We start from the raw sequence: 13,716 nt of genomic DNA, 5'->3' as shown, positions 1-13,716 counted from the left end.
TAACTAATCAGACACGACATTAAAGCCCACGTGCACCGACAAAGAGTGAGACACTTGCCAAGCAAAAATACGCAAGAGCAAACTTAGCGAAAGAAGTTGGATTAGAATCACTCCGTATTCCAATTAGGCTGCAATCGGCCAACAGAAGACACATTAGTAAATTTGGCAGGGATATATGCTAGCTACAGATACAGAACAACAACTGAAAACAATGCTCTCTTTGGCTGGATTTAATTATGAATCTCCTGACATACTTTTGGGGTGGAAAGTATTTAAGGAGTTTGCAGCAATGCCGGTAGAAGGGGTTGATTCTGGAATACTCTGGCAAATAGGGTGCTATTCATTTACTGGAAAAAAACTGTGTCACTTAGATTTTGTTCGCCAATTTATATTTAAAGATGAGGATGGTGAGTATGACGGAATGGAGCAACTCCATTTTGAATTTACATGCCAGCCGACCAGTGAACTTTTAGAGCTTGAGCGTAATCATTGGTCATTTGACCACCAATCATTAACTGAATACTTCGCAACTGTTGAATGTTTTCCTGAGTTTGAAATTGCAAAACTCCATATTGGTTGGACTGCTACTGTTAGCCAAGAACCAGTGTAAAAATTTAGCTTCCGCTTTGAGTCGAGAACAGGCGGTAGTCGGCCAGAGCTACGCCTTTTCAAGCAGCTAAGTTCAATTTGCAAAACGAAAGTTCGGGGAATATAGAAATGAATGGAAGGCAAAAAATCTCAATTGCAGTGACAATAGCAATGGCAGTACTCATCCTAGTCACCGCTATTTCTTCTTCTAACTATTTTATATTAGTTGCATATCTGTTTGGCCTTACGTCCGCAGATAATATGAGCTGGCTCATAGGAAGATTTACACAAAAAAGCAGAGCTGAAAAATAACCGATTTCGTCTGCATTGGGTCGATTACAGCCGCTAAATTAGATAAAATAGATATCCAAGCGGTAAAAAAAGGAGCTCGAAAGCTCCTTTTTTTCATTCCATCATCAATTTAATTATTTCGCTGCAGCTGCACCACCAACGACTTCGAGGATTTCCCATTTGCCGTCTTTTACCGTGTAAACGGTGATTGCGCCGTCGTTGATGTCGCCTTTGGCATCAAATGAGATCGGGCCAGTCACGCCGTTGTGCTTCACTGCGGCTAGTTTTGGTAAGTATTTGGCTGGCTCGGTTGAGCCCGCTTCTTGCATCGCTTTCACCATTACGTGCACTGAATCGTAGCTGTACGGTGAGTACAATTGCACATCGGTACCAAATTTGGTTTTGTAGGTTTCAAGGAAGGCTTTGCCGCCGGCGAGCTGGTCTTTTGGTGTGCCTGGGCTAGTAGCAAACATGCCATCAGCATCGCCACCTGCCAGTTTGATAAACTCAGGCGTTTGCGCGCCGTCGCCACCCATCACTTTTGCCGTTACGCCGAGTTTTTTTGCTTGTTTTTTCAATGGCGCGGCTTGCGCATCCATACCGCCGTAGAAAATCAAATCCGGCTTGGCTGATTTAATGCTGGTCAACACTGCGTTAAAGTCGGTTTCTTGGTTATTGGTGAATTCACGTTTTACGATTTCTGCACCAGCGGCTTTAGCGGCGATTTCAAATTCATCGGCCAAGCCTTGGCCGTATGCTGTGCGGTCGTCAACAATCGCTATTTTTTTCGCACCCAATTTGTTCACGGCATATTGACCGAGCACTTTGCCTTGCTGCGCATCATTGGCCATCACGCGGAATGCAGTTTTAAAGCCTTGATTGGTGTAGGCCACGGCGGTTGCTGATGGAGAGATTTGCACGATGCCCGCATCTGAATAGATTTTTGACGCTGGAATCGTCGTGCCTGAATTCATATGGCCAATCACGCCTGCGACTTTGGCATCAACAAAACGCTGCGCCACATTGGTTGCCGTTTTTGGATCGCCTTGGTCATCTTCTGAAATCATCACCAACTTCATTTTTTTGCCAGCAATATCCACGCCGCCAGCTGCATTGATTTCGTCCATCGCTAATTGCACGCCATTTTCGATATCTTTACCGAAGTGCGCAGCAGGGCCGGTGAGTGCTGCGGCGTTACCGATTTTGATTACATCTGCGTTGTTGGCTGCTGAATCAACTACGGGTGCAGAAGCGGCCGTTTCAGTTGCTACGGGTGCTTGTTTGCCACACGCAGACAAACCGACGATGGCGGCAGCAATCAATGTATAAGAAGCGATTTTCATGTGAAGGATTTCCAAAGCAGATAAAACGGACAAAAATGCCAATGTATTTCAGCGAGTATTTGCATCATGCAGCAGCCCTCTGCTTTGGAGAACTAGGGTATTCCTGTAGCCAAGCGTTTTGGCTCAGGTACCAATTAGCCTACCAGCTCGGTTTGATTTCTTTGATTTTAGCCAGCACTTGGGTTGCGACTTGCTGGTGGTCTTGCAGATTGGGGTGCCACTGGCAGCCATTGAGTTGCATCGGGCTTAGTTCCAAATAATGCAGCCGTGTATTGCCAGCAGTATTGGCCTCAGTGACCAAACTTTTGACCAAAGGGCGTAGTTGATCATCCGGCCACAATTTAAGTGCAGTGAGAATAATCTGCGGCTGTTGATAACGCGCATTGAGCTGCGAAATCAATTGCCGGTAAGCCGCCAAAAAGTCTTGCTCTAATTGCTCGGCGTTGCGCTTTTCTCCGGCATTAATTTTGCTCGAAAAGTCATTCGTACCCAAACCAATCACGACCACTTGTGGCAGCCATTGCGCGTCGAGTTTGCTATTGGCATCGGTCTGCAATTGCCGTGGGTAAAAGGTGCGGAAGTTACGATCGGCTAAATTACCGCCCCAATTTCTGACCATGCCCATGCCCGACATTGCATTGACTTGCCATTGTGCATTTAATTCACGCGCGACTTTAATCGCAAAGCCTTGGCTGGCATCGGTGGTGGCGGCGATTTCACGCTCGCTGCATTCGCGTTGTGTGGATAAGTTGGCAAGTGCCGCAGTAAACGAATCACCAATAAATTCAATTTTGCGTTTCGGCGCTTCAGGTGCCGCTTGCCATTGACCGCCGTCAAGCACAAAACCATCCACTTGACCGACATAGTCTGGCGACTCATTTCGGCGAATCAAATCAATGCGGTGCGTGCCTGCGGGGAGGTTTTTAATCCAAACAGTGCGTTTGCCACTCGCAGGGCTAATTTGCTGAGCGGCTTTGCCATCAATTTCGACGACGTAATAACTGCGTTCATCGTTAAGCACGACACCAACCGATGTGCCGGTGAATTGCGCCGACAACATGCCACCCGGCCAGCTCGTTTGGTAGCGGCCGTCGTTATTCACCCAGCGCCCTGTCGCCAGAATCGGGTCAGCGGCCCAGCCCAATGGCGGCAATAGCATTCCTGCCAGCAAAATCCATTTCATGATGTTGTCCTCAAAAAATGCATCTTACTAACAAAATTTGATCTTTACGATGAAATGGCTCACGGCTCAAATGATTGCCTGTGTTCAATCAATAAAAAAGCCCCAACATGGTTGGGGCTCATTTGTAGACTATGCCGGTCACATAATTTGCAGCGTAAAATACTTGTACTGCATCTCTTTGTATTCGCCTGACTTAATCAGTTTATCCAGCGCTAAATTAAATTTAGCCTGCATTACCGTATCGTCTTTCGCTACGGCAATCGCCTCGCCACGGCCTAAGCGAGGGTCCGATTTAATAATATTGCCGACGTAATTATATTGCTCTGAATTGTTTGGATTGCGCAAAAATTCGCCAAAAACGGCGCTATCACCAAAAGCAAAATTGATTTCATTGCTTTGCAAACCAGCTAGCATGGCTTCGGCATCAGCATAACGCTTGATCGTTACTTTGCTGGCAAATTCTGTCTTGAGGTAATCATCAAACGTCGTCTTTTCTACGACACCAATCGTTTTGCCTTCCACGCGATCTTGTGTCACGACAGGAAACAAAAATTGCTCTTTTTTGCTGGCTAAATAAGCTGCTGGCACGCGTGCATATGGTTGGGTGAATTGCACTAATTTTTCACGTTCATCAGTAATCGACATCGTTGAGATAATCGCATCGGCTTGATCATTTTGTACCGCAGGAATTAAATCATCCCATTCGTAGCGGTTGATGCTGCATTTCACTGCCATTTCTCTGCACAGCGCATTGGCCAAATCGATATTAAAACCAACCAATTGATTGTCTTTGTTTAGATATTCAAAGGGCGGATATTTGCCTTCTAATGCAATTCGCAGCGTAGTTTGTGGCTCGGCAGCGGTACTGGCTACAGTGAGCTCAGTCGGTGTTTTTTTTGCTACGCCAAAATACCAAGCCGGTATAGCGGCCGCAGCAAGCGCAATAATGATCCATTTCTTCATAACATCGACATTGAGTGTTGACAAGATTGGCCGCATCATACGGACGAAACAAATGAATGGAATCAGGGGTTTCCCTGCGCATTAGGATTTACTGTTTTTTTGTGAGCTACACACTATTTTGCGGGTGTAAATTGCGTCAAAAGCGTCGTATTTCCACTCTTATGACATATCCCAAAGCGCGAAGTCAGTATTCTTAGCTATACTGTTTGGATTAGAAAATACTTGTGGAGGCTTAGATGTTTTTTGGCCAAAAAAAACTGATTGCCGATTTGCAAGAGCAAATTCGTCAACTACAAATTGAAAATAACCAAGTAAAAAAAGAAAACAGCAAACTCCAAAGTGATCAACAATTTCTAGCCAGCCTGCAAACGCAAGACAACGGCGATGGCAAATACTATCAATCTCTATTTCAATCAATGGCGCAGTTTGGCCAATCGCTCGCATCATCATCCCACTCGCTCGGTCACTTAACCGAGAAAATGAAAGAAGAACTCCGCAGTGCTACTGCACTATCGCGCCTTGCCAATGACAATAGCCAAGCGATTGCCGCTATGTCAGCCAGTCTGAACCAACTATCGAGCACCGCCGCGCAATCAGTGACCGAGGTTGATAAACTCGACCAACAATCCGATCAAATCAGCGGGATTGTGCAATTAATTAAAGAAATCGCCGATCAAACCAATTTATTGGCACTGAATGCCGCCATTGAAGCCGCGCGCGCTGGTGAGCAAGGTCGCGGTTTTGCTGTTGTTGCTGATGAAGTACGCAAACTAGCCGAGCGCACTAGTTCGGCCACCAAAGATATCAGTAAATTAGTCGGCGATATTCGCAGCGAAACGCAATCTGTCAAAACAACGATGAACGCGATGGCGCAAGAAACCGCGCAATTTAGCGCGATGGGTAGCAATGCTTCAATGGATATGGAACTACTGATTGAAGTCTCTGGCGAAATGAAAGAACTGGTGAACAAAAATATGCTCAGCACCTTTGTTGAGGTGAGCAAGTTGGATCACATTGCATTTAAATTCAATGTTTATGAAGGTGTTTCAGGGGCCAGCTCAGTGAGTAGTCAGGTCGTGAGCGATCCACACCAATGTCGCTTTGGTCGCTGGTACTATGAAGGCGAAGGTAAAACGCTCGCGGGTCATCTGTCGGCCTACCGTGAAATGGAAGCGCCGCACAATGAAATCCATCAAGCTGGTACTGCTGCACTCACGGCTTGGCAAGCAGGGCAAAAGTCGCAAGTCATTGACGCACTGAATCGCATGGAAAACACCAGCCAGAAGATGATAGGTATTTTGGACCGATTGGTGGATTGATTCGGGATTTGGCGGCACTTGGCCAGAAGCTGAATTTGCATTCATTTATGGATGCAAAATAGTTAACTGAAGTGCTGCTAAAAACCATCGGTATTCGTCGCAGCCAGAAAATAATGTCTCACTTCAAACACCACAATCACTTTAAAACAAAAAAAGCGATACATGCCTATCGCTTTCCATTTGTATGCTTTGCTTGTCGAAAATCATTCAAACTTCCAGAAAGTGAAGCTACGCGTTTTTGCCCGCAATGTCGAAAGCCAATGGAAATGCTCAGTCGAAAATTTGCTGCTCCTCCGGCAAGAAATAAAGTGCAGTGGAAAAAGGTTGAGTTTCTCGTTAGAAATGGTTTTCGTTTTTACTCTGTTTTCGAGACCATAGAAACAGGCGTGATGGAGGGTGTTAACTATCCATCAACATTTCAAGATGCATTAGTTTTTGTTGAAAAATACAAGTCCCAAGTTTGGCCACCAGAATCTGAATAAACACATAACCTCAAGACTGCTTTGTGTCGGGAGCCTCCGCTTTACCCATTGGATCAATGCTAGTAGCCATATCCGATAAGAATCCTTATATGGATCTGTTTTAGACTTATCGCATTTTGAACGCTTCTTGGTGGAAATGCGTTTTTGGCATTCCGGCCAAGCGCAGGTCACGCAGCAGGCTACTGGACAATCCTTGTGGCCCACAGAAGAAAATAGCGGGCCAAATGCCATTGTGTGCTTGTAAATTCAAGCGCTGCATATCGGGGCGGCCGTCCTGTTCGCTGCGGTGGATATGTAGCGTAATACTGGGCAAATGCTGGCAGAGTGCTTGTAGTTTTCGGCTGTAAACCGCGTCTTGCTCGTTTTTGACACAGTAATGCAATGTTGCGGTTGGGGCTTGTTCTGGTGAGGCTTTGAGCGCATCGAGCCAAGCTAAAAATGGCGTAATACCAATTCCGCCAGCAATCCAAACCTGCTCGGCCTCGTTCGGCATCGCAAAGCAACCATAAGGACCTTCGATGCTGACCGCGTCGCCCACGTTTAATAATTTGGGCAGTTGGCGGGTGTAGTCGCCCAATGCTTTGATTGAAACGCGCAGCGTATTTTCCTTGTTTGGCGCGCTGGCGATCGTAAATGGATGCGCTCCTTCAATTCCGTTAAATTTAAGGAAGGCAAACTGGCCGGCTTGGTGCTGCCACTGTCCTTTGATTTTGCATTCTAATTCGAGAATGTCGCCGATTTGATGTATTGAATGAATGCTTGCGCGATGCGTGCGCCGACGGCCAATTTGACCCGTGAGCGAGAGTAATGCACAAACAACGCCGATCAATGCAGTAGCACCGATAAGCCAGCCGAGTGGATTGCTCCAGTAGCTGACAGGAGACAGCACGACGGCATGTAGTGCCAAGACCACAAAAATCACTGCAAGTGCTTTATGTACATAGCGCCAGATTGAATAAGGAAAACGCTGCCATAGCGTAATCACCAGCATGATGCCCAGCAACCAGATCGACCATTCGGCCATGTCTTTGACAGGGCTACGCAGGAAATCGAGCCAAAACTCGACGCGTGCGCCACGTGGTGGCCGCTCGAAAAACTGTTTCAGCAGGCCGCCTGAAAGTTTGATTGCATAATGCAGCAAACCAAAGCTAATCGCTAAAATCCCCGCCCACTTATGAACGAGATACATGCGGTCAAGTCCGCCAAACGATTTCTCTAGCCACACGGGGCGGACTGCCAGCAGCATAATTAGCCCCATTAATTCAAATGACAAAATGCCGCTTAAGTTAATCGCTTCGTTACGCAACCACCAGATGTTTATGACTTCTGGTGGATTGACGGTGATACCCCACGCAAGCAGACACAATGCTAGAAATGCCGTCAGGATTTTCATGATATTTATCCAAGACTCAATCGTTTCAGCATAGGCCTGCAAACTTAAGTCAGGATTAAGCAGTCTCAAACTGGCCGCAATTTCTTGTTGGTATTAATGACAAAAACGCTAGACGAAAAAAAGCCACTCACTGATCCGTAGTGAGTGGCGATTGATTTGGTGCGTGGTTTAGGCGGCTAGTAAAGCCAAGGCCCACATTGCGGCCAAATTCACCAAGCAGACTAATTGCGCGGCGCTACCGAGGTCTTTGGCGCGTTTGGCTAAATCGTGCTTGGCCAGTGAAGTGTGATCGACTGCAGCTTCGATGGCGGAGTTAAGCAATTCAACAATCATGCTCGCCAAATGGCTAGCAATCACCACCGCGTGCGCCCATGGGGGCATGGGCAAAAATAGCGATAACGGTATGCCCACAATCGCCAGCAAGGTCACTTGGCGAAATGCGGCTTCGTTCACCCAGCCAGCCGACAAGCCATCGAGTGAATAACCGAGTGCATTGAGCACTCGTTTAACGCCGGTTTTACCTTTAAAAGGACTTTCAGTCACAGATCGTGCTCCGTTTAGCTGGTCGTTGAAAAAGGTAGCGAGAGGCTCGAAGGCAAGGCAAAAAATGACGAAAAACCGCAGTTTACACAGAGTAAACGAGGATTTTGAGGCATTTTTTAACGATGAATTCGAGTCTCGCAGTAGTTTTTCAATCGCCAGTTAGGTTTCAAAAACATCGGCATAACAAACATAACTCGTAATTAGCGCCACCGGCAGTGCGACAATCAGGCCCAAGAGCATCGGCAACATGGCGAGGATCAGGAGCGCCGCACCAATCAGCGACATCACTAAAATCGGCTGCCAATTGCGCCAAAATGCTAAAAATGACAATTTCATCGCCTCGCCCGCCTTCATGCCTTGCAGCATGACCAAGGTCGGGGCGTAAAAATACGTGCTGTAGACCACGGAAAATGCCGCGACAACTAAAATCATCACCGGCCAAATTGAGCCTAATTGGGCAAAGGTTTCGACATTTTTATCGATAGTCAAAAAGCCCAGATAAGCTGCGCCCGCCAGCAAGGCAGCCATCAGTACTACCACCAGCATCGTGCCAAACATATACAAGACGCCGACTTTGAGTAACTCGGTAAAGCGCAGTTGAAAACCTGCAAATAGATCAACTAATAATGGCGTTTCGCCACGGGATTGTTTCTGCGCTGAAAACATCAAACCGCCCAAAAACACCGGGCCAAGCAAAGTCGAAAGTAAACCGCCCACCAAGGGCAGAAGCGACATCCCTAGCATGGCCAAGATAAATATGCCGCAAATCCCCAGCCACGCTGTTGGCGATTGTTTGAATAGCTGAAATGCGCTTACGATCCACTGCCAGCCCTGCATCGGTGGAATTTGGCGTGGTTCTACGCTGACATCAATGACGCTGTCTTGGTCTAGCATGGTTTCCCTAGTTTAAATCGATGAATACCCGAATCGTAGCTGACTTTTGACCAAGTCTGCCAATCATCATGCGGCAGCTAGATGAAATCCATGTGAAAAAGCCGCTGAAACCAGCGGCTCAGGCGGTAGACAACGTGGAAAACAACACTAATCAAGTCTCGGCAAAGCCGAGCCTAGTCAGTCAGGCTTTGAATTTGCCGCCTTGATGTTTTATTCCCACCCCTCCCGTCCCCTCCTTGAGGGGAGCCTCGCTTTGCGAGTGGAGCTTGTCTTCAATCTGAGTCGCTGAAATCAGCGGCTTTTGGGTATGCAAACGATGTTGAATTTAAGCAATACACGCCAAGGCTTGGCGAGAAATCATTAATTCTTCATTCGTTGGAATCACATACACGGCGATTTTACTATCGGCCAGAGAAATACGGCGTGGTTCACTTGAACGTACCGCATTCGCTGCTTCATCCAAGTCAACGCCTAACCAGCGCAATTGATGGCAAACCGCTTGGCGCGTGTGCGCGTCGTTTTCGCCAATCCCTGCGGTAAACACCAGTGCATCGATGCCGCCCAAGGTCGCCGCCAAAGAGGCTGCTTCACGCACAACGCTATTGGCAAAATAATCCACAGCCATTTTTGCACGGGGCGAGTCAGAGCTTTCTAAGTCACGCATATCGCTTGAGAAGCCAGACAAACCGAGTAGGCCAGATTCTTTGTAGAGCAAGGTTTCGATTTGTTTCGCGTCCATTTTGAGGTGATTCATCAAATGCAGAATCACGCCACCATCGATACGGCCGCAACGCGTGCCCATTGGCAAGCCGTCGAGCGCGGTGAAACCCATCGTGGTTGATTGGCAAACGCCACCGAGCAAACCGGCCATTGACGAGCCATTACCCAAATGCGCCACAACGGTACGGCCTTCGGCGGCTTTGGTGTCGATCGTTGGCAATACGCTGGCGATGTATTCATAAGACAAACCGTGGAAACCATAGCGGCGAATGCCTTCTTTTTGCGCAAATTCATACGGCAATGCAAAGAGTTGATTCAATTCAGGCTGAGTCGTATGGAAGGCCGTATCAAAACACGCCACTTGCGGCACGTTTGGCAGCAAATCTTGCAAAATTTTGATTGGCGTAATGTTGTGCGGTTCGTGCAATGGCGCGAGTGGAATCAGCGCTTCCAAACCTTTGATGACGTCTTCAGTCACCAAAACAGGTTTCGAATAAGTCGTACCGCCATGTACCACGCGATGGCCGATGACGGCGATGCTGCGGCCGGCAATGCGCGTTTGCAACCATTCCAGCATAAAGCGAAGTGCATAGTCGTGCGTTTTAGGCGCGTCGGCAGGTAAAGTTTCATTGGCGACTTTATTGTCGTCAGCATCTTTAGCGCTAAATTTTGGCTCTACATACAAGCCTTCCATTTGGCCTTTGAACAGAACGACCGGATCGGTTTTACTGGTTTCAAACAATGAAAACTTGATACTCGAAGAACCGGCGTTAATCACTAAAACTAAATCACTCATTATTCACTCCAAATAAAACCATTGTCGTTAGGTATTGCGCTGCAAGCATCACAAATCAATACCAAGAAAGGAATACATCACTTCATTGCATTAGCGACCAAGACCATCACCGCAGCCGAAGCCAAACGGGTTTGAATATCATCGGCGCGGCTGGTTAAAACAATCGGCACTCTGGCGCCGAGTACGATCCCCGCCGAATCCGCACCCGCAAAATAGCTCATTTGCTTGGCCAGCATATTGCCGGACTCAATATCGGGCACCACCAAAATGTCCGCCTGCCCCGCCACCGGCGACACAATTTTCTTCATTTTAGCGGCAGTCATTGAAATTGCATTGTCGAAAGCCAAAGGTCCATCAAGTAATGCACCGGTAATTTGCCCACGATCGGCCATTTTGCACAGCAGCGCGGCATCCAGCGTCGATGGCATTTTTTCGTAAACGGTTTCCACCGCCGACAAAATCGCCACTTTCGGGCAGGCGATGCCTAAAATATGCGCCAAATTAATCGCGTTCTGCGTGATATCGACTTTAGCCGCCAAATCCGGTGCGATATTGATCGCTGCATCGGTCACTAAAAGCGGCCGCGCATATGCAGGCACATCCATCACAAACACATGGCTCAAACGCCGCCCAGTGCGCAAACCGGTTTTGGAGCAAGTCACCGCCGACATCATTTCATCGGTATGCAAACTGCCCTTCATCAGCGCCGCCGCCTCACCCGAACGGCATAAAGCTACAGCTAACGCCGCAGAATCGTGGCTATGCGCGGTGTCGACAATCCGAGTATTCCCTAGCTCAACGTTTTCCTGCTGCGCCAAAGCGCGAATTTTGGCTTCTGGCCCGACTAAAATCGGCACGATCAATTTGGCTGCCGCCGCTGCCATCGCTCCTAATAAGGATTCCCGATCACAGGGATGCACCACCGCGGTAACCACAGCCGGCAGCAAATCAGTTTGCTGGCGCAGTTTGGCAAACACTTGCGGGCTACGCAAAGTAAATTGTGGTACTTCTTCGTAGTGACTAATACATTTTTCCGTCGGCGCGGTCACGGTGACGTTGCCAGAAACCAGCAATTCACCGCGTTGATTGTGGCAAGTGGCCGCCAAGATGACTTCATTGTGCTGCCCACATTTATGCGTCACCGTCAGCGCAATTTGCAGCACATCGCCTTGTCGAACATCGCCATGTGCATGCAGCGCTTGCTCTTTCAAAATCGCGCCATGACCGGGAAAGGAATTAATACACGCCGAGGTGATAAACAAAAATACGCCAATCGCCGGCGCCGCCTCGATGCCCTCGCAGGAATACGAGCCCGCCAGCATCGTAAATAAGGCAAAATCGCTAGAACGAACTAAATGTTCACGCTGATAATTCATCCCCAGCGTAATATCATTAAACAGAATATTTTCGATGCTCATCACGCGTACCCTCGGTAGTGGGAAAGTCGTATTGCTGCAGCGCACAATCTAGCAGCATTATAGGCGCGTGAATATGACAAAACTTGGTTAATATCAAGCCTGCTTGGGTCTTTGTGAAAAATGAATAAAAATTTTACGACGCATCTCATCTGCGCCCCCGACTTGCCGCATACCGTTGCGGTGGCATTGTTTCACGTGGAACCAGGCCAAACCGTGCCACGCGATACGCTGTTGCTGACCTTGGAATGCAAAGGCAAAACATGGCCGATCTTGGCGCCCGAGTCGGGTGAAATCAGCAGCTTCATGGTGGAGATGGATGAGGAAATTAACACCGGTGATTTATTGCTGTTAATGGAAGTCGAAGAAGCCCCGACAGGCTTTTTAGAGATTGCTCCGGAACCGTCAGCGCAACAGATTGCACCAACGCCAATTCGCCCTTTACCGAGCAGCAGCGCACTAAAAATCACCCCCGCCGCCGCTCAGCTTGCCGCTCGATTGGGCGTTGATGTCAGCACAGTGGCCGCAAATGGTTTAACGGGTGAAATTGGTGAGCGTGAAGTCGAGCAATATGTGCGCGACATCTTGCTGCGCTGGCAGCAATTGAAGCAGTGGATTAATGAATAATGGTTTTCCACAAAACGTAATTTCGTCTGTCTAATCTCCATGGATTTAACATGCTCGATCGTGCCGTCGAACTCGCCCAATTAGCGGGCCACGCCCTGCTCTCTCGTTTCGGTCAAACACAAACCATCAGCAATAAGGGCGACATCAGTAATATTGTCACCGCCGCAGATACGTTTGCTGAGCAAATGATTGTCGCCGGTTTGCGCCAGCGATTTCCGAAACATTCGATTATTTCAGAAGAACTTGGCAGCGATTTGCGGCCATCAGATTACACCTGGGTGGTCGATCCGCTTGATGGCACCTCCAATTACGCGGCAGGAATTCCTTGGTTTGGCGTCTTGATCGCGTTATTTCGCGGTACCGAGCCGATTTTGGCGGTGCTGCATACGCCAGCGACTGGTGATTTGTATCTGGCGGAAAAAGGCAGCGGCGCTGAACGCAACGGACAACGAATTCATGTCAGCCTTGAAGCTGAGTTGCGAAACGTGCTGTGGGCCTATGGTATGGATGCGCAGATCAATGATATAGCCGCTGAGCGCGATATACGTCTGCTAACGACTTTGCTGCAACGCGTGCGCAATGTGCGCGCGACCAATAGTTTGATCGACGCGGCCTATACAGCCGATGGGCGCTTGGGCGGCATGCTCAACCAAAGCACCCGCCTCTGGGACATCGCCGCACCGATGTTGCTGATTCAAGAAGCGGGTGGACTCTACACCGCCAGCAATGGCGCACCGTTGAAACTGAATCTATCCGCCAGCGCACCAGAGCAAATCTATTCTGTTCTGGCTGGCGCACCGATGTTGCATGGCGCGGTGGCGGAGTTGGTGACAAAATGTGCTGTTTAAATTGAAGCCTCGGTGTTCTATTCAGCATGGTTGCGCTAATGCCGCGCGGCACTTACTTTCTTTGCTTCGCCAAAGAAAGTAAGCAAAGAAAAGCGACCCTGTATCTGCGCGGGCTACGCCCGTGCCCTCGCTGTGGACAATCGGCAAGGCGGCGGGTTTTAACAAAACAGAACCCGCCGAACCCCCCTTGCCGCTTGTTCCTCACTCGGCGCGATACAAGGGATCTGGCGAGGCTCAACGAGGTTTGTTCTTGTTTCGATATATGGGTCAGCTAAGCATTGTAAATAAAGTGCTGCAATACAATACATCGA

The 13,716-nt window shown here is 48.4% G+C and carries 13 protein-coding genes; 5 read left to right on the top strand and 8 right to left on the bottom strand.

Annotated features, from left to right (window positions below; genetic code table 11):
• Positions 1–175 precede the first annotated feature (175 nt).
• Entirely contained in the window at positions 176–610 is a 435-nt protein-coding gene (locus K4H28_RS14415; protein ID WP_221005840.1) for a hypothetical protein, read from the top strand.
• A gap of 403 nt (positions 611–1,013) precedes the next feature.
• Here the strand turns inward: K4H28_RS14415 and K4H28_RS14410 are convergent, their stop codons facing one another.
• The 3 genes from K4H28_RS14410 to K4H28_RS14400 all read right to left on the bottom strand — a co-directional run bounded on the left by K4H28_RS14410 (position 1,014) and on the right by K4H28_RS14400 (position 4,407).
• Positions 1,014–2,222, bottom strand: coding sequence for a branched-chain amino acid ABC transporter substrate-binding protein (locus K4H28_RS14410; RefSeq protein ID WP_221005839.1), 1,209 nt, complete (start codon positions 2,220–2,222; stop codon positions 1,014–1,016).
• A gap of 139 nt (positions 2,223–2,361) precedes the next feature.
• On the bottom strand, positions 2,362–3,405 hold the full coding sequence (locus K4H28_RS14405; RefSeq protein WP_221005838.1) for an SGNH/GDSL hydrolase family protein: 1,044 nt from the start codon (positions 3,403–3,405) through the stop codon (positions 2,362–2,364).
• Positions 3,406–3,543: 138 nt separating this feature from the next.
• Positions 3,544–4,407 (bottom strand): transporter substrate-binding domain-containing protein, encoded by an 864-nt coding sequence (locus tag K4H28_RS14400; RefSeq protein WP_221005837.1) that lies wholly within the window; start codon positions 4,405–4,407, stop codon positions 3,544–3,546.
• 197 nt (positions 4,408–4,604) lie between these two features.
• Between K4H28_RS14400 and K4H28_RS16865 the strand changes: the two genes are divergently transcribed.
• Positions 4,605–5,687, top strand: a complete 1,083-nt coding sequence (locus K4H28_RS16865; protein ID WP_221005836.1) for a methyl-accepting chemotaxis protein — start codon at positions 4,605–4,607, stop codon at positions 5,685–5,687.
• Between the two features lie 71 nt (positions 5,688–5,758).
• Positions 5,759–6,169, top strand: a complete 411-nt coding sequence (locus K4H28_RS14390) for a hypothetical protein (RefSeq protein WP_221005835.1) — start codon at positions 5,759–5,761, stop codon at positions 6,167–6,169.
• Between the two features lie 106 nt (positions 6,170–6,275).
• Here K4H28_RS14390 and K4H28_RS14385 read toward each other — a convergent pair whose 3' ends face one another.
• From K4H28_RS14385 to K4H28_RS14365, 5 genes are all read right to left on the bottom strand, one after another.
• A complete protein-coding gene (locus K4H28_RS14385; protein WP_221005834.1) occupies positions 6,276–7,562 on the bottom strand; it encodes a ferredoxin reductase family protein in 1,287 nt (428 codons plus the stop codon).
• A 168-nt stretch (positions 7,563–7,730) separates the two neighbouring features.
• A complete protein-coding gene (locus K4H28_RS14380) occupies positions 7,731–8,105 on the bottom strand; it encodes a diacylglycerol kinase (RefSeq protein WP_255573549.1) in 375 nt (124 codons plus the stop codon).
• Positions 8,106–8,264: 159 nt separating this feature from the next.
• Positions 8,265–8,999 (bottom strand): BPSS1780 family membrane protein, encoded by a 735-nt coding sequence (locus tag K4H28_RS14375; protein WP_221005833.1) that lies wholly within the window; start codon positions 8,997–8,999, stop codon positions 8,265–8,267.
• 325 nt (positions 9,000–9,324) lie between these two features.
• The gene (locus K4H28_RS14370; RefSeq protein WP_221005832.1) at positions 9,325–10,515 is read right to left on the bottom strand and encodes an acetate/propionate family kinase; all 1,191 of its coding nucleotides are present in this window, start codon (positions 10,513–10,515) and stop codon (positions 9,325–9,327) included.
• Positions 10,516–10,592: 77 nt separating this feature from the next.
• The gene (locus tag K4H28_RS14365) at positions 10,593–11,933 is read right to left on the bottom strand and encodes a bifunctional enoyl-CoA hydratase/phosphate acetyltransferase (protein ID WP_221005831.1); all 1,341 of its coding nucleotides are present in this window, start codon (positions 11,931–11,933) and stop codon (positions 10,593–10,595) included.
• Between the two features lie 120 nt (positions 11,934–12,053).
• On the opposite strand from K4H28_RS14365, the gene K4H28_RS14360 reads away from it, so the two are divergent.
• Complete coding sequence (locus tag K4H28_RS14360) at positions 12,054–12,557, top strand: biotin/lipoyl-containing protein (protein WP_221005830.1); 504 nt, start codon at positions 12,054–12,056, stop codon at positions 12,555–12,557.
• A 50-nt stretch (positions 12,558–12,607) separates the two neighbouring features.
• Complete coding sequence (locus K4H28_RS14355) at positions 12,608–13,405, top strand: inositol monophosphatase family protein (RefSeq protein WP_221005829.1); 798 nt, start codon at positions 12,608–12,610, stop codon at positions 13,403–13,405.
• Positions 13,406–13,716 lie beyond the last annotated feature (311 nt).

It is taken from the genome of Deefgea tanakiae, from assembly GCF_019665765.1.
In the GTDB taxonomy this organism is placed as follows: domain Bacteria; phylum Pseudomonadota; class Gammaproteobacteria; order Burkholderiales; family Chitinibacteraceae; genus Deefgea; species Deefgea tanakiae.
Note: the sequence above shows the minus strand (reverse complement) of the source record. Positions and strands in the feature narration are given on the sequence as shown.